15 protein-coding genes are annotated in these 22,130 nt (G+C 59.3%); 12 read left to right on the forward strand and 3 right to left on the reverse strand.

Annotation, left to right across the window (positions count from 1 at the left end; all coding sequences use genetic code 11):
* Positions 1 to 155 precede the first annotated feature (155 nt).
* Positions 156 to 971, forward strand: coding sequence for a TrmB family transcriptional regulator (locus CDO73_RS12015; protein WP_088488770.1), 816 nt, complete (start codon positions 156 to 158; stop codon positions 969 to 971).
* Positions 972 to 1,132: 161 nt separating this feature from the next.
* Positions 1,133 to 1,945 (forward strand): inositol monophosphatase family protein, encoded by an 813-nt coding sequence (locus CDO73_RS12020; protein ID WP_088488771.1) that lies wholly within the window; start codon positions 1,133 to 1,135, stop codon positions 1,943 to 1,945.
* A 135-nt stretch (positions 1,946 to 2,080) separates the two neighbouring features.
* Here the strand turns inward: CDO73_RS12020 and nagA are convergent, their stop codons facing one another.
* Genes nagA through CDO73_RS12035 form a run of 3 tightly spaced genes read right to left on the reverse strand, consistent with a single transcriptional unit; the run spans position 2,081 to position 4,961 of the window.
* The gene (gene nagA, locus CDO73_RS12025; protein ID WP_088488772.1) at positions 2,081 to 3,376 is read right to left on the reverse strand and encodes an N-acetylglucosamine-6-phosphate deacetylase; all 1,296 of its coding nucleotides are present in this window, start codon (positions 3,374 to 3,376) and stop codon (positions 2,081 to 2,083) included.
* Positions 3,373 to 4,098 carry a glucosamine-6-phosphate deaminase gene (nagB, locus tag CDO73_RS12030; protein WP_088488773.1) on the reverse strand — a complete coding sequence of 242 codons (726 nt, stop codon included), beginning with the start codon at positions 4,096 to 4,098 and terminating at the stop codon, positions 3,373 to 3,375. Before nagB ends, nagA begins: the two co-directional genes overlap by 4 nt.
* Positions 4,095 to 4,961, reverse strand: a complete 867-nt coding sequence (locus tag CDO73_RS12035; protein ID WP_088488774.1) for a MurR/RpiR family transcriptional regulator — start codon at positions 4,959 to 4,961, stop codon at positions 4,095 to 4,097. The genes nagB and CDO73_RS12035 overlap by 4 nt, the downstream gene beginning before the upstream one ends.
* 171 nt (positions 4,962 to 5,132) lie before the next feature.
* Between CDO73_RS12035 and CDO73_RS12040 the strand changes: the two genes are divergently transcribed.
* From CDO73_RS12040 to CDO73_RS12090, 10 genes are all read left to right on the forward strand, one after another.
* Entirely contained in the window at positions 5,133 to 5,729 is a 597-nt protein-coding gene (locus tag CDO73_RS12040; RefSeq protein WP_088488775.1) for a YdeI/OmpD-associated family protein, read from the forward strand.
* Positions 5,730 to 6,037: 308 nt separating this feature from the next.
* Complete coding sequence (locus CDO73_RS12045) at positions 6,038 to 6,550, forward strand: CarD family transcriptional regulator (RefSeq protein ID WP_088488776.1); 513 nt, start codon at positions 6,038 to 6,040, stop codon at positions 6,548 to 6,550.
* Positions 6,551 to 6,808: 258 nt separating this feature from the next.
* Positions 6,809 to 8,851, forward strand: a complete 2,043-nt coding sequence (locus tag CDO73_RS12050; RefSeq protein WP_088488777.1) for a glutaminase family protein — start codon at positions 6,809 to 6,811, stop codon at positions 8,849 to 8,851.
* 183 nt (positions 8,852 to 9,034) lie between these two features.
* Positions 9,035 to 11,080, forward strand: coding sequence for a GxGYxYP domain-containing protein (locus tag CDO73_RS12055; protein ID WP_088488778.1), 2,046 nt, complete (start codon positions 9,035 to 9,037; stop codon positions 11,078 to 11,080).
* A gap of 301 nt (positions 11,081 to 11,381) precedes the next feature.
* Positions 11,382 to 12,560 carry a GntR family transcriptional regulator gene (locus CDO73_RS12065; protein WP_088488780.1) on the forward strand — a complete coding sequence of 393 codons (1,179 nt, stop codon included), beginning with the start codon at positions 11,382 to 11,384 and terminating at the stop codon, positions 12,558 to 12,560.
* Between the two features lie 254 nt (positions 12,561 to 12,814).
* Positions 12,815 to 13,819, forward strand: coding sequence for a carbohydrate ABC transporter permease (locus CDO73_RS12070; protein WP_256972670.1), 1,005 nt, complete (start codon positions 12,815 to 12,817; stop codon positions 13,817 to 13,819).
* Positions 13,816 to 14,751, forward strand: coding sequence for a carbohydrate ABC transporter permease (locus tag CDO73_RS12075; RefSeq protein ID WP_256972671.1), 936 nt, complete (start codon positions 13,816 to 13,818; stop codon positions 14,749 to 14,751). Before CDO73_RS12070 ends, CDO73_RS12075 begins: the two co-directional genes overlap by 4 nt.
* Before the next feature lie 96 nt (positions 14,752 to 14,847).
* A complete protein-coding gene (locus tag CDO73_RS12080; protein WP_088488781.1) occupies positions 14,848 to 16,290 on the forward strand; it encodes an extracellular solute-binding protein in 1,443 nt (480 codons plus the stop codon).
* 106 nt (positions 16,291 to 16,396) lie between these two features.
* Positions 16,397 to 19,627: an alpha-mannosidase gene (locus tag CDO73_RS12085; RefSeq protein WP_088488782.1), complete on the forward strand. Its 3,231-nt coding sequence runs from the start codon at positions 16,397 to 16,399 to the stop codon at positions 19,625 to 19,627.
* A complete protein-coding gene (locus tag CDO73_RS12090; RefSeq protein WP_088488783.1) occupies positions 19,624 to 22,029 on the forward strand; it encodes a hypothetical protein in 2,406 nt (801 codons plus the stop codon). Before CDO73_RS12085 ends, CDO73_RS12090 begins: the two co-directional genes overlap by 4 nt.
* The last annotated feature ends 101 nt before the right edge of the window (positions 22,030 to 22,130 follow it).

A 22,130-nucleotide genomic window follows, 5' to 3' on the forward strand; every position in this document is an offset into this window, starting at 1 on the left:
CTTTCGAGCGGAAAGCGCGGCTTTTTTGCTGCGGTTACGGCGGACGGCGAAAACAGCGATAACGAATCGGGAACAAGCAGCCGTCGAGTTGACAAGAACTTAGTAGTATTTTAAAATAACACGTATAGTCGAATCAAGTTGAAGGAGGAAGATTGTTGATCGAAGAACTTCGAAAGATCGGATTGTCCGATCTGGAAGCGCGCTGTTATCTGGCCCTGCACGGCGAATCGTCGTTATCCGGGTACGAAGTGGCGAAGCGGGTATCGGTGTCGCGGACCAATGTCTATGCGGCGCTGCGCGCATTAAGCGAAAAAGGCATCTGCCGAATGATCGAAGCCGATCCCGTGCTGTACGAAGCGGTACCGATCGGCGACGTGGTGCGGCTGCTGAAAACGGACTTCGAACGGTCTACCGGCATGCTGCTCGAAGAGTTGGCCGCGCCGCCCAAACGCGGCTCGTCGTTCGGAACGTGGAAAGGCGACAAAGCGGTCGAATTGACGATCCGCCGCTTGATCTCGGGCGCGCAGCATACGATTCTGGTCGATGTATGGGAAGAAGATTTGGAATGGTTCGAAGAGGAACTGCTTGCCGCCGAACGGCGGGGCGTGCAGGCGGCCGTCATGTTGATCGGCAGAAGATCGACCGCGTTGAAGACCGTGCTGAATCATCGGCGGCCCGAAGACGCGGAGGCTTCCGAAGTCCGGCGCTTCACGCTGCTGTGCGACCGTACTTACGGATTGATCGGAAGCTTCGGCCGCCGGATTCAACTGTCCGCGCTGGAGAGCGACCATCCGGCGATCGCCGGACTGCTGGAGAACGCGTTCGCGCACGACTTGATCGTTCAGCGTATCGAAGAAGATTTCGGCGCGCAGCTCGAAGAGCGATACGGCCGCGACTATCAGGCGATCCGCAGCCTTTACGGCGGACTGTTGGGTCAAGACGCGGAGAGGGCAAGCGGCGGAGAAAAATAAGTTCGACGTTCGTTTCCGGAAACGCGATCAGGCCGATTCTCGATGCGGCGGCGCGACTTCTCGCGAAGAGAAGAAAAAGATACTCGAAGGAGTGTCTTTTTTCTAGGCTAGTTTATAGTAGTATTCTGAAATACACCTTAAACGAAAAGGAGCAAATCACCATGACCGAAATCAATCTGCAAGCGATCGAGTCGATTCTGCGAAAAGTAGGCGAGGAGCTTCCGCAAAGAAACGAAGCCGCCGGCCGTCCGGACAGTCGAGCGGGGATGCATCGGCGTTTCGACGAGCTGAACGGATGGGCGGAACGGGAGATCCGGTCGGCTTTGACGCCCTTGCATCCGGACATTTGCTGGTCGCAGGCGGAATTGGACATGAGCGCTCAGGAAGGACCGGAAAGCGAGTCTCCTTATTGGGTACTCGATCCGATCGACGGCGCGGTGAACCTGATTCAAGGCTTCCCGTTCTGGTCGATCTCGCTGTGTCTGGTAGAACGGGGACAGGCGGTATTCGGCGTCATCTACGATGCCGTTCGGGGAGAACTGTTCCATGCGCAAGCCGGAGGCGGCGCTTATCTGAACGGCATGCGTATCGCTCCGTCCGGCAAAAAGGATCTGGACGATTCCGTCCTGCTGACCTCGCCTCCCGGAGATTCGGCGCTCGAACGAGACAACGCCGCGCGAACGACGCGCAGCTTGGATCTGCTGCTGCCGCAGATCGCCGCGGGACGCATGCTCGGTTCGGTGGCGCTCCAATTGGCTTATATCGCCTGCGGCCGCGCCGACGGTTATATCGAGTTCGGTTCGGGCATCTACGATTGGCTGGCCGGCGCGCTGTTGATCCGCGAAGCGGGCGGCATCGTCACGGACGCGGCGGGACGCCCGTTCGATTGGGGAACCGAAAGCATCGCGGCCGCCGGAACGGCCGAGTTGGCGGAGCGGATGGCCGAAGCATGGAGAAGCGCCAAGCCGTCGTGATAAACCGCGCGCATTCGCGAGGTCGACTCGCGACTCGCGACCCAAAACAAACTTGTTCGTTCGGTAAGACAAAAGCCCCCGAAACCCGCCATATACGGGTTTCGGGGGCTTTTCGTGCAGCGGCGCGAACCTTGTTCAGCCGATCTTGCGCCCGGCGGCCCACACGCCGCGCAGTTCCAGCGCTTCGTCCATCCAGACGAAGTCGGCGCGTTTGCCCGGCTGGATCGAGCCGGCAAAGGCATAAAGGCCGGCCTGCCGGGCCGGCGCGCCGCTGGCCGCGTCGGAGGCGCGCTCCACGCTGAGGCCCGCCTCGCGAACGAGGAAGCGGAAGCCTTCCGCCATCGTCAGGCGGCTGCCCGCGAGCGCGCCGCCCTGCGTGAGGGCGACGCCGTCTTTCACGACCACGGGCATGTCGCCGAGGAAATAATCCCCGTCGCCGAGTCCCGCGGCGGACATGGCGTCGGTGACGAGGACGAGATTGCCGTCCGTCTTCACCTTCGCCAGCAGCTTGACCGCGCCGGGATGGACATGAATCCCGTCCGCGATCACCTCGGCCGCGATGGCATCCGTGCCGAGCGCGGCGCCGGCCGCGCCGGGTTTGCGATGATGCAGCGGCGTCATCGCGTTGAAGGTGTGCACCGCATGGTTCAGGCCGGCTTCCACGGCCGCCAGCACTTCCTCGTAGCTGGCGTCGGTGTGTCCCATCGCCGCCGTAATGCCGTTCGCCCGCAGCCAGGCGACCGTCTCCGGCGCGCCTTCGCGCTCGGGCGCCAACGTCACTTGGCGGATCAAGCCCGGGAAGCGGGCTTCCCAGTCTTCCAGCCAATCCGTGCGCGGCGGCGAGATATGCGCCGGGTTCTGCGCCCCCGGCCATTTCGGGCTGATGAACGGCCCTTCCAGATGCACGCCTTCGATGCTCGCGCCGGGCATCTCGCCCCGCTGCCGGTAAGCCCAGACGGCTTCCAGCACGCCGTCGATCATGCCGCGCGTCGCCGTCATGGTCGTCGCCAGCATCGACGTGGAACCGTGCGAGCCGTGGAACTTGGCGATGGTGTCCAGCACGCCGGGCTTGGCGGCGTCCATAAAGTCTTCGCCCATTCCTCCGTGGACATGGATATCCACGAAGCCCGGCAGCAGCCAGCCGCCCTGCGCGTCGACGACCCGTACGTCGCCGCTTGGATCCGCGCTTTCGCTTCCCGCTGAATTGTCCGCAACCGCGCCGTCGCCGGATGCGGCTCCGCTTTTTGCCGCGGTCCCGACGGTTTCTTCCCCGTCTTCGCCGACCGGAGGATCTACCGATACGATCCAGCCGTCCGCCGTCAGGCAGCTTCCGCCTTCGACGATGCCGTCCGGCGTAACGATATTCGCGTTGACGAATTTCAGCAGTCCTTTGCGACCGTCAAGCCGCGTTCCGAGTGGAGTTCCGCTCATTTGGCCCACGCTCCCGCCGCTTCGTCCATCAGCACGACCAGATTCGGATGCAGCTGCAGCAGCGAAGCCGGACACTTCGTCGTGATCGGGCCGGTCAGCGCCTGCTTGGCGATCTCGGCTTTGGATTCGCCGCGGATTACCAGCATCACCTGACGAGCTTTCATGATCGGAGCGACGCCCATCGTGATCGCCTGCTTCGGCACGTCACGGATCGAATCGAAGAAACGGGCGTTGGCTTCGCGCGTCCGATGCTGAAGCGTCGCGGCATGCGTGCCGGCGATCAGAGAATCGTCGGGTTCGTTGAAGCCGATATGGCCGTTGTGCCCGAGTCCGAGCAGCTGCAGGTCGATGCCTTCGTCTTCGATCATGGCGTCGTAATACGCGCATTCCTGTTCCAGATCGACCGCGAGGCCGTTCGGCACATGCGTGTTCGCCGGGTCGATATCGACCTGGTCGAACAGATGCGTATTCATGAAGCAGCGGTAGCTCGCCGGATGGCTGCCCGACAAGCCGACATATTCGTCGAGATTGTACGAACGCGCACGAGCGAAGCTGACGCTTCCGCCTTGATACAGCTTGACCAGTTCTTCGTAAATGCCGATCGGCGTGCTGCCGGTGGCAAGTCCCAGCACGGCACGCGGATTCGTCTGGAGCAGGCTGGCGATCAGGCCGGCTCCGGCGCGGTTCAGATCTTCTTCGGTACGGAACGTCAACAAATTCATGATTGGGCACCTCCGGATGGATTAAGATACTGGCGAACATTGTGATAAGACTGTTCGAGCATAGGCACGTATTCTTCGAAACCTTCGCTGATCATTCCGGTAAACAGGATATCGATCACGTGAAGCTGCGCGATTCGCGACGCCATCGGACCGCGCCGCACGCCTTCTTCCAGCGAAGACGTGTACAGCGGAATATCGGCCAGCGCAGGCAGCGGGCTGGTTCCGTAACGGGTCAGCGACAGCGTCAACGCGCCCGCGTCTTTGGCGCATTGCAGCGCGGCGATCGTCTCCGGCGTCTCGCCCGAATACGAGATCGCGAACGCGACGTCGCCTTCGTTCAGCGTGGAAGCGGAAGTGATCTGCATATGGGAATCCGCGAAGGCGGTACAGCTTTTGCCTAACCGGATCAGCTTCTGATAGAAATCTTGAGCGACGATGGAAGACGTGCCCATGCCGTACAGATCGATGCGGCGAGCCGAACGCAGCGTCGAGATGGCCCGTTCCAAGACCTCGAGATCGAGAAGGCGCGTGGTATCGGTAATCGAGGTCATATGGTTGGCTTCGATCGCGCGGACGATTTCTTTGAGCGGCCGTCCCGCGACGATGTCTTGATACGTGCCGGCGTCCGCGGTCCGCGACAGCTCGCCGATCAGACGCATTTTGAAGTCGGGGAATCCTTTGAACCGCAGCGATTTGCAGAACCGGGTCACGGTCGCCGGGCTGGTTCCGCAGGCGGCGGCCAGTTCGATGATCCCCATGCGCTGGACCTGCTCCGGGTCTTCCAAGATATATTCGGCCAGACGCTTTTCCTGCGGCGAGAAGCGTTCGATTTGTTCACGCAGCAGCGATAGCAGGGCAGACATGGCAGTCCTCCTTGATGAAAAACATTTTTCTATATTGCATATTATTCGTGAAAAAAATTTTCTTTACGTCTTCAGAATAAGCCAAAATCGCGTCGACGGCAAGAGGAGATCGGAGAAAAAACAGGTATAATCAAGAAGACTTTCATTCATGGCAAACGGAGGAGAACGAACATGGCGAGACGGCAGCCCAATCCTAAAGTGGACGCGTTCATGGAGCGAACGGAGCAGTGGAAACCGGAATTCGAAGTTCTCAGAAATCTGGCTTTGGACAGCGGCTTGACCGAAGAATTGAAATGGGGCCAGCCCTGTTACACGTTCGAAGGCGGAAACGTGTTTCTGATTCACGGCTTTAAAGAGTACTGCGCGGTCTTGTTCATGAAAGGAGCCTTGATGCCGGACAACGACAGGCTGCTCATTCGGCAGACGCAGAAAGTGCAGGCGGCGCGGCAGCTTCGTTTCTCAAACCTGAGCGAGGTCGAGCGCAAAGCGGAGCAGATCGCCGCGTATATGCGGGACGCGATCGAAATCGAACGGGCCGGGCTGACCGTCGAATTGAAGCCGGCCGAAGAATTCGCGGTCCCGATCGAGCTGCAAACCCGCTTCGACGGCGATGCCGCTTTCCGCGCAGCGTTCGAAGCGCTGACGCCTGGACGGAGAAGAGCTTACCTGCTGCATTTTACCGAACCCAAACAGTCCAAGACCCGGGAAGCCCGCATCGAGAAACATTTTCCGCGCATTCTGGACGGCAAAGGCTTAAACGACCGTTGAATCCGCTTTGCCGCGCGCTCGTTAGATTGCCTTGACGACATGCGGCAGCGGAATAGAAAAGGTTCGGCTTTTATTTATTCCGTCTTATAGGGATGAATAGGGGCGAATTCGGCGGAATAAGGCCTTTCGCTTTTGACGCGCGCCGTACGGGGATAAGGAAACCGTGTTATACTGAAAGATAACCGAACGTTTGCCGAAGAGAGCAGACGGGTTTCGTATGCGATCGACGAGGTCGTATCGCCGGGATTTTGCACGACAAAACGACCGGGACGCGAACGTGATGCTCCGGTCGACAGGAGGCAAAAACCATGTTCGATGCAGGAGATTATATGATTTACGGAAGCCACGGAGTCTGTCACGTCGACGAGATCGGGCTTTCCGACGTTCAAGGCTTCGACGAAGCCAGAGCGTATTACACCTTGTCGCCGATGAACAGCGACATGAAGATTTACACGCCCGTGGATACGCAGGTGTTTATCCGTCCGCTGGTCAGCGGCGAAGAAGCTCGAACGTTGATCGAGAGCATGTCGTCGATCGAAGACGGCGATTACGGGCAGTACTGCGGCAATACCAAAGTGCTGTCGGCGCATTATGATCGCCTGATCCAACGGGGCAGCGCCGAACGGCTGCTGAAGCTGATCAAGATCATCCACCGCAAGCATGACGAAATCGCCAGCGGCGGCAAGAAGCTCAATCAGACCGACCGCACTTATCTTCGCCGTGCCGAAGAAATGGTCTGCGACGAATTCGCGATCGCGCTCGATATGAGCGTGGACGGAGTGAAGCGCTACATGGACGATACTGTAGAAGCGAGCCGATGAACCGAATGTTCGTTATATCCGATCGAAGAGTTTGGAGAGGCTTAAGCCTTTTCAGGCTCTTTTTTGTACGTGCTGGGATAAGGGGCATATCGGAAAGACGAAACTTCGCGGATCGCCGACCGATTCATTCCTCTTTGCGAAATCAGGTCGGAATGACGACATGAAGCCTCGCGAACGGCGTTATTCCGCATTGACACTTCAAAAGCATTCCTTATATATTGATCATATCAAATAATTCAATTATAAGGAGTGTTAGAGATGAATGCGATTCGTCCTTCCGCAGTTCCGCTCGTTACCGTCGACCCTTATTTCAGCGTCTGGTCTTTCGCCGACCGGTTGACCGATGACCATACCCGCCATTGGACGGGCCAGCGCCACGGCATGGTCGGGTTGATCCGGATCGACGGCAGCGTGTTTCGTTTCGCCGGACAAGTCGAGCCGAACGCGGAACGTTATTATCCCGAACCGCCCGCGATGGAGCAGACGGGGCTGCGCGTTACGGCGCTCAGCACGTTCTATACGTTCGAAGCGTCGGGCGTGCGGTTGAATCTGCGTTTCGCTTCGCCGCTGCTGCTGGACGATCTCGACGTGCTGTCGCGCCCGGCTTCGTATCTCGATTTGGAAGCGCAATCAACGGACGGCCGGCATCACGACGTGCAGATTTATTTCGACGCGACCGGCGAATGGTGCGTGGATCGGCCGCAGCAGCGCGTGCTCGGAGAGCGGTCCGATATCGGAGATCTCGTGTCGCTGAAGCTGGGACACGAGATTCAGGAACCGCTCAATCGCTCGGGCGACGATCACCGCATCGATTGGGGGTATTTCTATCTGAACGCGGAGCAAGACGGAGGCACGACGGCCCTGCTGGGAACGGCGGCGCTGCGGAAAGCTTTCGCGCGCGGCGAGGCATTGCAAGCGGAAGATCTGTCGGCGGCTCCGCGCGTCGTGCGCGACGATCAGCCGGTCGCCGCGCTCGCGTTCGACTGCGGATCGGTAAACGGAGAAGGTACCCGGCGCCGGATCGTATTCGCTTACGACGACGTCTATGCGATGGAATATTTCGGCGATCGGCTCGAAGCGTATTGGAAACGAAGCGGCATGGACGCGCGGACGATGATCGAAGCGGCTTTCGCCGAACACGACGCGTTGATCGAACGCTGCGACGCGTTCGACCGTCAGCTGTCGGAAGAAGCGTCGGGCAGCGGCGGCGAACGTTACGCGGAACTGCTGGCGCTGGGATACCGTCAGGCGATCGCGGCCCACAAGCTGGTCGCGGACGCCGAAGGCAAGCTGCTGTTCTTGTCCAAAGAGTGTTACAGCAACGGCTGTCTGGCGACGGTGGACGTCAGCTATCCGTCGATCCCGCTGTTCCTGCTGTACGCGCCGGAACTGGTCGAAGGCATGATCCGCCCGATCGTCAAATACGCGAGAAGCGGCGACTGGCCGTTCGATTTCGCGCCGCACGATATCGGGCAGTATCCGCTCGGCAACGGGCAGGTGTACGGCGAGAACAAATTGGAGTACCAGATGCCGGTCGAAGAATCGGGCAACATGCTCGTGATGGCGGCTTCGACCTGTTTGGCGGGCGGAGACCGCGAATACATTTTGGCGCAGACGGATCTGTGGGAAGCGTGGGTACGCTATCTGATCGAATACGGGCTGGACCCCGAGAATCAGCTCTGCACCGACGATTTTGCCGGCCATCTGGCGCGCAACGCGAACCTGTCGGTCAAAGCGGTGATGGGCGTCGCCAGCTTCTCGATCCTCAAGCGTCTGCAAGGGGACGAAGCCGAAGCGCAGCGTTATATGGACATCGCGCGCGATATGGCGGGCAAATGGAGCGAACTGGCGGACGACGGCGATCATACGAAGCTGGCGTTCGGCCAAGACGGAACATGGAGCCTGAAATACAATCTGATCTGGGATACCCTCTACGGCACCGGTTTGTTCGATTCCGACATGATCCGGCGCGAAGTGTCTTGGTATAAGGAAAAACGCAACGCTTACGGCACGCCGCTCGACAGCCGCGCCGATTATACCAAATCCGATTGGCTCGTCTGGGCGGCTTCGCTCGCGGACGACAACGCCGATTTCGCCGAACTGGTCGCTCCGATCGGCGAGATGTTGAGCAAGACGCAGGACCGCGTTCCGTTCTCCGATTGGACGGATACGGTGACGGCCCGCCAGATCGGTTTCCAGCATCGTAGCGTGCTCGGCGGGCTGTTCATGAAGCTGTTGAAAGACCGAGGAACGATGCGTTTCGAACCGAGCCGCTCCACGCAGGCTTTTTCGGAACGATAAAACGCTAAACGACAGAAGCTGCCGGACCTTTCTTCGGAAAGAGCCGTGCAGCTTTTTTTGGTATTCTTTTTCCATAAAACATATTGAACATAAAAGACATATATGATATGTTATTACCGCCGGAAGGTGGTTCCGGCGATAAGCGTGACAAGCCTGTCTATTCGATCCAAGAGGAGGAGAAGCATGAACCTGAACAAACGTTGGAAAAGGAAAGGCCCGGCCGCATTTTTCGCGCTGACGCTGATCGCGGCGGCGCTGCCGTCGTCTTGGGTGCCTCAAGCCGAAGCCGCGGGGCTCGATTGGCCTTCCGGACAACTGCTCCCGTCATTTTCTGCCCCTGCTTCGACGCTTGACGTCATGGATGTGGTAACGGAATACAATTACAAATGGAACGATCCGACTCTTCAGCACGAGACGGGCAGACCGGACGTGAACGGCTGGCTGGCGCAGACCTCGATCGACGCGCCGAACAAGTACATGGTCTACGGCCCTTACGCGACCGACATTCCGGCCGGCGACCATACCGCTTTCTTCGATCTGATCATCGACAACAACACGGCCGACAACAATGTCATGGTGACGCTGGACGTGCGCGACAACGTGACCGGGCAGGTCTTGGCCAGCCGCGAACTGCGCAGACAGGATTGGACGCACGCCTCCAGCTACGAACGTTTCGAACTGGATTTCGCCAATCCGACCGCCGGGCACGATCTCGAATTCCGCGTGTTCTGGCACGGCGCTTCGTACATCAAAGTCGGCACGATCGGCACGGAATCGCTGGATCGGGCCGAAGAAGCGGCGCTGTTCACTTCGCTGAAAGGCATCGTGAACCGCGAACAGCCGCGTATCTATACTTACGATAATCCGGTCAAAGGCGAAGAAGGCAAATACAATTGGATGAACTCGCTCGGTCTCGGCCATCAGGACGTCGCGGACAACTGGTCGCTGCTGACCAAATACCGCAGCGAGATCGACGGCATCGTCGTCTACGACGACAACGTGCCGGACACGGTGAATCTGGCGACGACCATCGCTTCGCAGGAAGACGCGATCGTCGCGCCGCCGAGTCTGGTAAGCAAGCTGACGGCGGCGCCTTACAACCTGCCGATCCTCGACGATCTTCGCGGCGATTACGCCAATAAGCTCGAAGTGTATCAAGATCTGTACGACAACTATTGGCCGGACCTGCCGCATAAGCTGATCGTGGGTCTGAATCCGAATCTCAAAGGTTATCTGCGCGATTACGCGACCGCCGTCGGCACCGCGACCGTCTGGCTCGACCCGGCCGTCCCGGCGGAAAAAGCGCTGCTGCAAGATTTCTTCGGCGACATGCCTTACGGCAGCGGCATCTACATGGGCTGGTGGCCGGAAGAACAGCTCGGCGTCGAGACCGCTTCCGAATACGGGATCTCGACGATCGCCAGCGATTTCTCGTCCAATCTGACCGTGTTCGGCGGCACGTCGCGCGACGTGTCCGTAAAGCCGGTTCCGGCCAAGCCGGCTCTGGAGAACAAGATCTACGTCTCCTTGATCTTGAGCGACGGCGATAACCTGCAATACATGGAGCACCGGTTCAAAAAAATCTGGGATGCCGCGAACCGCGGCGACGTGCCGCTCGGCTGGACGGTCTCGCCGGCGATGCTCGACGCGATGCCGGGCGTGCTCGATTATCTCTACGATACCGCGACGCCGAACGACGCGCTGATCTCCGGTCCGAGCGGCGTGGGATACACGTATCCGAACTATTGGGACAACCAGACGTATCTGGACGAATATACGGCGCTGTCCGGCGATTACATGCAGCGGGCGGGTCTTCGGGTCGCGACGATCTGGAACACCATTACCGGCTCGACCAACGCCAACGTCGGCATCAGCTTCGCGCAGAACGCGCCGGATCTGCTCGGCCTGACCGCTCAAGGCGGCGGCAACGGCAGCATCAACGTGTTCGACAACTCGCTGCCGAATCAAGTGCTGAACGCCAACTACTGCTATTCGTACGAGACGCTGGAGATGGAGATCGGCAACGCGATCGCGGGCTGGGACGGAACCGCTCCTCGTTTCGTAAGCATTCAAGCCAATCCGTGGGACGTGGATTATCAGGACTTCGTCGACGTCGTGGACCATTACAGCTCGAACGCCGATATCGTGTTCGTGCGTCCCGACAACTACTTCCAATTGATGAGAGAAGATCTGGGTCTGCCCGTCGATCCTTCGACGGTTACGCCGTAAAACGATCGGCATCCTGCCGGCGACGGGAACGGAAAAGTCGGCAGAAGCAGAAGCGGCAGAAGCAAAAAAGGTCGGGATACGCTGAAGTCCAGCGTATCCCGGCTTCTTTTTTTGAAGCGGGCAGCGAATCGGCCCAAAGACGACGTTCTCCGCAGATCCGTTTCCGCTCCGTCTCGCGTCTTCCGCGAACCGTCGCTACGTGACCGCGATAATTTGCGTTCATCGCGCATAGGCACCTTTTAATATATTTGTTATAATATAACCTATACACAAATTCAGGTTGGAAGGGGACCCGAACGGGATGAACCAGGAGAGAGAACCGTTATATATACAGATCCAGAACCATTTCAAAGAACGAATCATCGATCGGACGCTGGTCGAAGACCAGAAAATCCCGACAGAGAAAGAATTGATGGACGAGTTCGGCGTCAGCCGGATCACCGTCGTCAACGCGCTCGTCGAGCTGGCCAAAGACGGTTGGATCTATCGGATTCCCGGACGCGGCACCTACGTCAAAGGCATTCCCGAATCCCAGATGAACGACAAATCCGCGGCTGCCGCTTCTCCCGCCGAACCGGAATCCCGCCGCGCCGGAGGAATGCATATCGGCCTCGTGTTCCCGACGCTGGAAGACTATTTCGCCGTGCGCCTGATCCGCGGGATTACCGACGAACTGGAATCGCAGGGGTATTCCCTGCATATCATGCTGACCAACAATTCGAAGGAAAAAGAAAAAGAAGTGATCCGCGAACTCAAACCGACCGTCGACGGCTTGATCATTTTCCCCGTCGACGCCGAAGTCTATAACGAAGAGATTATCGCGCTCAAAATGCAGAATTACCCGTTCGTGCTGATCGACCGCCATCTGCCGGGCGTCGAGACCAACGTCGTCTCGTCCGACAGCGGCCGGGCGTCCATGCTGGCCGTCGAACACCTCTGGGAGCTGGGCCACCGCAATATCGCGATCTGCACCGATTCCCCGATGATGACGGTATCCGTCGACGAACGCATTCAAGGGTATTTCGACGCGCTGAAGCAGAAAGGCGCGCTGATCAACCCCGCTTTGATCCTCAACGATTTCGAATTGGACTCTTCCCACTTGAACCGTCCGGACGCGCCCGCTGCCGCGATCGACGCCGGGCATCCGCTGTACCGGTTTATCCAGAACCGCATGGCAACCGCCTATATCGCGCTCAACTGCTCGCTGGGCGTGCAGATCTTAAGCATCGCCCGCCAAGTCGGCTTGAAAGTGCCGGAAGACATCTCGGTCGTCACGTTCGACAACCCGACGCCGCTGTTCGAAGAATTGAGCCTGCTCACCCATATCGACCAGTCCGAATACAAGATGGGAGCCGAAGCGGTCAAGCTGCTGCTGCAAGCGATCGACAACGCCGGCAGCCAGCGCCGAGAGTTCAAGAAGATCGTGCTCGAACCGCGTCTGGTCGTCTGCAAGACCAGCGGTCCTGCGGCGACGGTCTGAGTCTGAGCGATCGTGGTCCGGCTGTTCTTGTTACGTTTCGGCCGGAGCACTTACTTAACAATCGCGACATCGTCGCCGTACTCGAACGCACCGCTTTTCGATCCGAAGCAGCAAGCCCGATATTCTTTTTCGCCGAGCGCGAAAGAATGTCGGGCTTTTTCTTTTTGCCTAATTGACCAATTTGATATAATGAATATAATTAATGATATCACAAAAAGAAAACGCAGTTGGAACATCAAAGGAGGATCAAGCCCATGATCAGCAATGACGGCAAAACGGCAGACGCCGAAATGCAGCGCTTGCCTATCGCCGGGAACTTAGGCAAGTCTCGACGGAAACGATCGAAGATCGGCAGGAAAGACGGATTGATCGCGGCAATCATCCTGACCCCGATGATTCTCTGGTGGTTGGTGCTGTCGGGGTTTCCGACGTTGTTCGGTTTCGTGCTCGGCTTCTTCGAATGGATCGGGATCTCCGACAGCCCGAAGTTCGTCTGGTTCGACAATTACGTGCGCTTTTTCCAAGACCCGCTGTATTATCAGGCGCTCTGGCGCTCGATCTGGATGGGCGGACTGGTTACCTCGATCACGCTGGTGGCGGGATTCGGGGCGTCGCTGCTCATGAACCTGCCACTGTTCGGCAAAGGCGTCTACCGCTCCATCTGGTATATCCCGGCGGTGACTTCGACCGTGGCGACCACGCAGATTTTTAACATTTTGCTCGATACGAACAACGGGGTCATCAACAATATCCTCGTCTCGCTCGGCAAAGAACCGATCGTCTGGCAGTATTCGGTGTTCTGGGGCGTGTTCTGGATCGTCGTCTACTCGGTCTGGAAAGGCGTCGGAGGCGCCGCGCTGATCTGGCTGGCCGGCCTGCAATCCGTCGACACCGCGCTGTACGAAGCGGCGGACATCGACGGGGCGGGGCGTTGGGCGAAGCTGATGAACGTGACGCTGCCCGGATTGAAACCGATTGCAACGTATATCGTCATCACCAGTCTGATCGGCGCGATCCAGATCTACGAGCAGGTCCTGTTCATGACCAACGGCGGTCCTTACGGACAGACCGAAGTGCTGGTGTTCCGGATCTACCGCGACGCGTTCTGGGATTTCAACCTCGGCATGGCGGGCGCGTCTTCGCTGATCATGGCCGTCATCGTCTTTACCGCGACCGTATTCTATTACCGCTGGTCCACCGAATCGGACCGCCGCACGACTTCGAACCGCAACCGCCGCAGAGGAGGCAGACGAGCATGAGCCAAACGATAAAAAGCGACTTCTCCAAACGAATCGCGGAACAATTCAAACCCAAATATCTGCTTGCGCATCTGGTGCTGCTGGGCGTCGGTCTGGTGCTGCTGTATCCGCTGGTCTTTATGGTTCTGGCGGGCTTCTTCACCAAAACGGAGTTCATGACCACGGTGCTCGGCCTGCTGCCTATCCCCAAAGCGCCGACGTGGGACAACTATCTGACGCTGTTCAACGGTTCGGCCGACGCGGCGATCCGGAAGTATTTCTTGAACTCGACGCTGCGTACGGTATATGCCACGTTCTGGGCGCTGCTGACGGCGCTGCTGGCGGGTTACGTGTTCGCGCGTCTTCAGTTCAGAGGCAAAAACACGTTGTTTCTGGCGCTGCTCGGCACGCAGATGATCCCGGCGACCATCGCGTTGATCCCGACTTATCTTCAGTTCGCCAGATGGCCTTTCGCGGGCGGCAACGATATTTTCACCGGCGGAACCGGGATTCTGGATACGTGGTGGGTCTATCTGATCGGCGGGCCGAGCATCAACATCATGGGCGCGTTCTTGGTCAAGCAGTCGATCGAAAAATTGCCTTACGAGCTGGACGAAGCGGCGAAAATGGACGGCGCGGGCACGCTGCGCATCATCTTCCGGATTCTGCTGCCGCTGCAAATGCCGATCATGGCGTTCATCGCGATCACGACGGCGCTGGCGACTTGGAACGACTTTATCACGCCGTTCTTCTACACGTCGTCGGATAGTCTTCAGACGCTGCCCGCGGCGATTACCCGTCTGTCTTCGGCCGCCGCAAGTCCCGGAGCCGTGCCGAACTGGCCGCTGATCATCACGCTTAGTCTGGGCACGACGCTGCCGGCGCTGCTGCTGTTTTTCTTTTTCCAAAAGTATATCGTGCAGGGGCTTGCCAATACCGGAATCAAAGGTTAATCGCCCTAAAATCTATTTAATATATTGAATATGTCATAATCCTATGCTATATTGAACTCGTCAAAAGCCAGTCATTCTCGATTTGGAGGGGTCCGAGTGAAAAACCGAAAGATCACGGCTTTAGTAGGCACGGTTATGTTGGTATCGGCGTTATCGGCATGCGGAGGAGGAGGTTCAGCCACGGTAGGCGCGCCTCCGGGAGCGGCCACGGGCGGCGAAACGAAACCTGCGGGAGAAACGGGCGGCAAAGCGGAAACGACGCCGGGCGTTACGACGATCACCGTCTTGAACGAAGGCGCGGTCGCGATCGGGGTCGGCAAGCTCGACGATCTGTTCGCGGCCAAAGAAAAAGAATATACGGACGCCGGAGTCAGTCTGGATTACAAGCCGGGTTCGCCGGTCGAAACTTTCCCTCTGCAGTACCAGAAGATCATGAGCGAGAAGCTCAAAGCGCAGAACATCGAAGTCGTGACGGAAGACTGGGGCTGGGGCGAGCCGCTGATCCAGAAGCAGACTGCCGGTTTTCTCGCCAAAAACATTCCGGATATCATCGTAGGCGAAACGCAGATGCCGGGCTTCGCGCAGCAGGGGCTGCTTGAACCGTTCCCCGACGATATGGCGGCGGATATCCGCGAGAACGTATCGCCGGCCGCGTGGAAACCGATGGAAGTCGGCGGCAAGATCTACGGATTGGCCGCGCAGCCGGGCGTCAGCAATCTGTTCTGGAACAAAAAGTTGGTGAAGCAGGCCGGCCTCGATCCGGACAAAGCGATCACCACCTGGCAGGAGCTGCGCGATAACGTCAAAGCGGTCACCGAAGCGGGCAAAGGCAAATTCTACGGCGGTGGCGTATACGCGGCTCCGAACTTCGGCGGTTATCTGCGTTACGGTGCGCTGATCGCGATCAACGGCGGTTCGTTCGCCGACGAGAACGGACTGCCGGCGTTCAACTCGCCGCAGAACGCCGAGACGGTCGCCCTGCTCAAAGACCTGAACGCCGCGCATCCGCCCGGCCTGATGGTCAACAATAACGAAGGTTCGTATTTCGACGCTTGGAACAAAGGCCAGATCGCGTATCTGATCGACGGTCCGTGGCGGGTGCAGGAATCCAAGACGACCGGCATCGATCTCGGCATGGCGCCGATTCCGCTGTCGCCGAACGGCAAACCGGCCAACGTGACGATCGGCGCGGCGTTCCATTCGGTTCCGGTCGACGCCAAGCAGAAAGAAGCAGCGTTCGCCTACATCAAAGCGATGTACAGCGAAGAGATTCAGCAGTTGGTCGCGGACTCCAACACGCGTTCCCCGATTCTCAAAAAGATCGGCGAATCGAAAGAGTATCAAGAAAAACATCCGGAGATGTATCTGCATTACCAAGCGATGTCCGGCGACGTGACGGGCCTGCCGACATTCGCCAAAGACAATTCGAAAGCTTGGCAGATGTGGGGCGAAGCCGTCGTCAAAGGCATCATGACCGACGGCGATATTCAAGGAATTCTGGACGACGCGCAGAAGCGGGCGGAACTGGTGACCCGGTAGACCCGGCAAGCGTCACGGAGCGGAGAAATCGATACGCAGAGCAAAAAGGGACTGAGGCGATCAGTCCCTTTTGCTTCAAATTCAGCGGTTAACGGGAGTGAACAAGATGCCTTACGAAAATCACGGAATCATGTTGAATCGGGCCAAAGAGACGTTGAACCGGCTGCGCGGCGCGATCTACGAACCGGTCGGAACGCTGCGGACGACGGCATGGGTAACCAAAGAACCGGTGCCTTACGAAGAACGGACCTCCGGCATCCGCAAAGAGATCGGGCCGGGCGACGTCTGGGGCGAATTATGGGACTGCGCTTGGTTCCGTTTTGCCGGTACCGTTCCCGAGTCGGTCGCGGGAAGCCGAGCCGTGCTGCTGATCGATATCAACGGCGAACTGTGCATCGTCGACGAAGACGGTTCGCCGCGTCAAGGATTGACCAATATCAATTCCGAATTCGAAACGGCGCTGGGACTTCCGGGCAAAAGGGTCGTCGATCTCGGCGGCGAAGCGGCGGGACGAACCGTCGAGCTGTGGGCGGACGCGGGCTGCAACGATCTGTTCGGCAAGTTCAGCGGCGGCACGATGAAAGAAGCGTTGATCGCCGTATGCCATGAAGAAACGCGGCGGCTCTATTACGATTTCGAAGTGTTGATCGAATTGGCCGAACAGCTCGAAGCGCGCAGCGCCAGACGCGACCGGATCGTTCAAGCGCTCTACGAAGCTTCGCTTATGCTTACCGTTATTAATGAAGAAACGGTACGGCGCGCGATCGAGCGCGTGCGCGGCGAATTGGCGAAACGCGGCGGCGATCCCGTGCTGACCGTCAGCGCGATCGGACACGCGCATATCGATCTCGCTTGGCTGTGGCCGATCCGCGAGACCGTTCGCAAAGGAGCCCGGACGTTCTCTACCGTGCTGCGCAATATGGAGAAGTACCCGGATTACGTGTTCGGCGCGAGCCAACCTCAGCTCTATCAATGGATAAAAGAATATTATCCCAAATTGTATGAGCAGATCCGCGAACGGGTTCAAGAAGGCCGCTGGGAGCTGCAAGGCGCGATGTGGGTCGAACCGGATACGAATATCTCGGGCGGCGAAGCATTGGTGCGGCAGATTTTGTACGGCAAACGCTTTTTCGCGGAAGAGTTCGGTCAAGAGATGAAAGTGCTCTGGCTGCCCGACGTGTTCGGCTACAGCGGAAGCCTGCCGCAATTGCTGCGCAAATCCGGCGTCGATTACATGATGACCCAGAAGCTGTCGTGGAGCGTGTACAATACGCATCCGCATCATAGTTTTCGTTGGGAAGGAATCGACGGCAGTTCGGTGCTGACCCATCTGCCTCCGGAAGATACGTATAACAGCCCGGCCGCGCCGCGTTCGCTCGCGAAGATCGAAGCGTCGTATCTGGACCGGAACGTCTCGGAGCACGCGCTGATGCTGTTCGGAATCGGAGACGGCGGCGGCGGTCCGGGCGAAGAACATCTGGAACGGCTGGCGCGCGAGCAAAATCTGCTGGGACTTCCGCCGGTGAAGATGGAGCCGTCGCTGGACTTTTTCCATAAGTTGAAGCAGGAGCAGGATCGGCTTCAAACGTATCGCGGCGAATTGTATCTGGAGAAACATCAGGGAACGCTGACGTCGCAAGCCCGGAACAAACGCTATAATCGCCAGATGGAAAAAGCGCTGCGCGAGCTGGAATTCGCCGCTTCGCTGGCGCTGGCCGCCGGCGGTTCGGCAGACGATTACCCGGCCGAAGCGTTGGAACGGATCTGGAAAGAAACGCTGCTGTATCAGTTCCACGATATTCTGCCCGGCTCGTCCATTACGCGCGTGTTCGACGAATCGTTGGAACGTTACGCGAAGCTCTTGGCCGAGACGAAAGCATTGACGCAGGCCGCGCAGCGGCAGGTCGCGCGGCTGATCGGAGCGGAAGACGGCGAAGAACTGGCGTTCAACTCGCTGCCGTGGGCGCGGGAATTGACGATCGAACGCGGCGGACAGCGCTATGGCGTAACGGTGCCTCCGATGGGGTACGCCTTGTTGGCGGCCGCCGAACGTTGGGACGAACGTCGTTCGCGCTCGGCGGAGTCGCAATTGCGCGCAGAAGAACGCGTGCTGGAGAATCGGCATCTGCGCGTGACGCTCGGCGAAAGCGGAGGCATCGTGTCGCTGCTGCGCAAAACCGAATCCGAACCCGGCGGCCGCGAAACGATCGCGCCCGGAGAAGAAGCGAACGTGCTGACCGTCTATCACGATCACGGCGACGCTTGGGATTTCCCGCGCGATTACCGGGATACGGTCGCGGGCCGGATGGAGCTGAAGCAAAGCCTGCCGCGAATCGAAGGCGTCTGCGCGGTGCTGGAACAACGGTATCTTTTCGGCGATTCCGTGCTGGTGCAGAAGATCGTGTTGGAAGCGGACGCGGATACGCTGCGGTTCGAGACGTTCGTCGATTGGCGGGAGTCGGAGAAGATGCTGCGCGCTGCGTTCCCGGTGCAGGTGCGTACGGATCAAGTCAACTGCGAGATTCAGTTCGGTTATCTCAAGCGTCCGACGACCCGCAATAATCGGATCGAATTCGCCCGGGACGAAATCTGCGCGCATCAATATATCGATCTGTCGCAGCCCGATCGCGGGGTGGCGCTGCTCAGCGACAGCAAATACGGATACAGCGCCGAAGGGCATACGCTGGACATCAATCTGCTGCGCAGTCCCGGCTATCCCGATCCGGTCGCGGACCGCGCGGAACACGAATTCGTCTATGCGCTGTATCCGCACGAAGGAGACTTCGTGCAGGCCGAGGTGTATCGCAGAGGCTACGAATTGAATACGCCGCTGGTCGTCAGCGAAGCGGCGGAAGCGCGCCGGAGCGAGGTCACGGCATCCGGCGTCCATACGGCAAAAGGCAGTTCGGCAAGCCGCGTCGGGACGGCCGAACGTCCGGGACCGGAAGCCGCCGCGTGGTCGAACGGCGGCGGACGCGCAGCGGCTTCGGCCGGAAGCGGGAAGCCGTCCGATAGCCGGCACGATTCGGCGGCCTATTCGCTGATCGCTGCCGATCATCCTCGCGTCATGATCGAAGCGGTCAAAAAAGCCGAAGGTTCCGAGCATCTGATCATTCGCCTATACGAGACGGCCGGCGCGGACGCGCAAACGGTCGTTACGTTCGGGCAGGATTGCGAAGAAATCGCGGAGACGGACCTGATGGAACGGCCGCTGGTGAGCGGTGCGGAGGAGGCGGAATCGCTGTCCGTGGAAAGCGCCTGCCGCGCCCGGCTGGATTTCCGGCCGTTCGAGATCAAGACGCTGCGGGTGAAGTTCGGATCGGGAGCAAGCGTATGACCAAGGCCGGACGACGGGAAGCGGAGCGGGAACGGACCGGGTTTCAAGAAGGCGGACCTTACGATCCGGCTTACGATCTTCGCGCGGACTTCGTGATGGTCTACGGTCTGCACGGCGATCTGGACGAACGAATCTCCGCGTGGAAACGCAAAGGGTACGTCGTTCATCTGATGACCGGCGTATCGTGGGGCGGGTATCAAGATTATCTGAACGGGAAAATCGACGGCCGCGAGCATTGGGACGAAGCGCAGACCGATCGGCAGGGAGCGCGCATCGTGCACGGAACGTCGGCGGATATTCCGTATATGGTGCCGACGATCGCTTACGCGGATTTTCTGACGGAACGGGTTCGCCCGGCCGTGGACGCGGGCGTCGAAGCGATCCATCTGGAAGAACCGGAGTTCTGGGCGGCAGGCGGCTATTCGGAAGCTTTTCGCCGGGAATGGGAGGTCTATTACCGCGAGCCGTGGCAGGCGCCGCATACGTCGGCCGACGCGCAGTACCGGGCGTCGAAACTCAAAGCGTATCTCTACGCCCGCACGCTCGACCGGATCTGCGGCGCGCTCAAAGAATACGCGAGGGTCCGCTACGGACGGCGTATCCGCTTCTATGTGCCGACGCACAGCCTGATCAATTATGCGCAGTGGCGGATCGTCAGTCCGGAATCGAAGCTGCTCGACCTGCCGGGCATCGACGGATATATCGCGCAGGTATGGACCGGTACGGCGCAGACGCCGAACGTGTATAACGGCGTGCGCAAAGAGCGAACGTTCGAGACGGCCTTTCTGGAATACGGCATCATGCAGGAATTGGTGCGCGGGACGGATCGCCGGATGTGGTTTCTCCACGATCCGATCGCGGACGATCCCAAGCACACTTGGCGCGATTACCGCCGCAATTATATCCGCACGCTGGTCGCGTCGCTGCTGCATCCGGGCGTGAGCCGGTACGAGATCTGCCCGTGGCCGCGGCGGATCTACACGGGCGAATACCCGAAATCCGACGGCAGCGGACGCGAACGGATTCCGGCGCGGTACGCGACGGAACTTCAGGTCATTGCTAACGCGCTCGGCCGAATGGACGGATTGGATGTACAATGGGCGGAAAACGGACCGGAGATCGGGCTGCTGCTGGCGGATTCGGCGATGTACCAGCGGCAGTATCCGCATTGGAGCGAAGAAGCGTCGGCGTTGAAATACGACGGAACCGAAGTCGCGGCGGAACTGAGCGAGGAACAGCAGACGATTCTGGATTGGTCGGCGTTCTACGGACTGGCGCTGCCGCTGCTGAAGCACGGCGCGATCGTGCGGCCGGTGCAGCTCGATAACGCGGGGCGTTTCCCCGGCTATCTCGATGATTATCGGGTGCTGGTTCTCAGCTACGAGTTCATGAAACCCGAATCGCCGGGATTGCATCAGGCTCTGGCCCAGTGGGTTCGGCAGGGCGGGGCGTTGGTGTATGTGGGGGACGGGAGCGACGAATTTCACGGGGTTCGGGAATGGTGGAACGGGGGAGAGGGCGGAGGCGGCAGCGAAGCGGCCCGAGAGGATGATGCGGGTCGCGGCGGGCAAGAAGGCGAAGCGGAAGGCGGGGCCGGCAGCGGCGAGAGCCGCTGGGTTCCGCTCGGGAAGCGGAGCTGGGCTTCGCCGGCGGAGCATTTGTTTGCGGAGCTTGGGCTAGGCGCCTCGCCCGAGCCGGGGGTTCATCCGGTCGGCCGAGGCTTCGCGGCCTATCTGGATGTGCATCCGGCCGAATGCGCGCAGCGGCCGCAGGCTGCGGAGCGCTTGAGGGCGATCGTGCGGGCCGCGATCGCGGCGGCCGGCGGGCCGGAATGGAATCGGAGCAGCAGGCTTGCGCTGCGGAGAGGGCCTTACCTGATCGCGGCGGCGATGGACGAATCCGAAGCCGGAAGCGGCGAAGAGCAGCACGCGGAGACGGCAGCGATCGAAGCGGCGGCAGGCGGAAAGGAATTCGCGTTCAGCGGCAAGTTCGTCGATCTGCTGGACGCCGATCTGCCGATCTTGAAGCAGGCGACGCTCCGCGAAGGCGAGCAAATGCTGCTCTACGATCTGGATCGGGCGAATGCTGACGACTCGGCTAAAGCGAGCGGAAGGCTCGGCCTTCCCGCCGTTCGGCTGATTGCCGCCGCTTCGCGGATCGACGAGATTCGAACCGACGAAGCCGGTTTCGTCTGCACCGCCGAAGGCCCGTCGAACGTGGTCGGCGCGGCGCGTTTCCTGCTGAACGCCTCGCCGAAACGGGTCAGCGTGCTGCGATCCGAAAAGAACGACCCGAGTCGAACATGGCAAGACGCGGATTGGGAATGGGACGCGTTTAGTTCGACGTTGTTGATCCGTTATGTGAACGACGCGGCGGGGATTGAGATGAAGGTGGAGTTTTAGCAGCAGAACCGATGCCGGCAGCGGGTCTCCCTCCCATTTTGTCCGCCTGCATGTATAAAAAAGAAGCCTGTATGGTCGGCAAACAGAGTAGGCGGCGTGCG

The organism is Saccharibacillus sp. O23, from assembly GCF_002205895.1.
GTDB lineage: Bacteria > Bacillota > Bacilli > Paenibacillales > Paenibacillaceae > Saccharibacillus.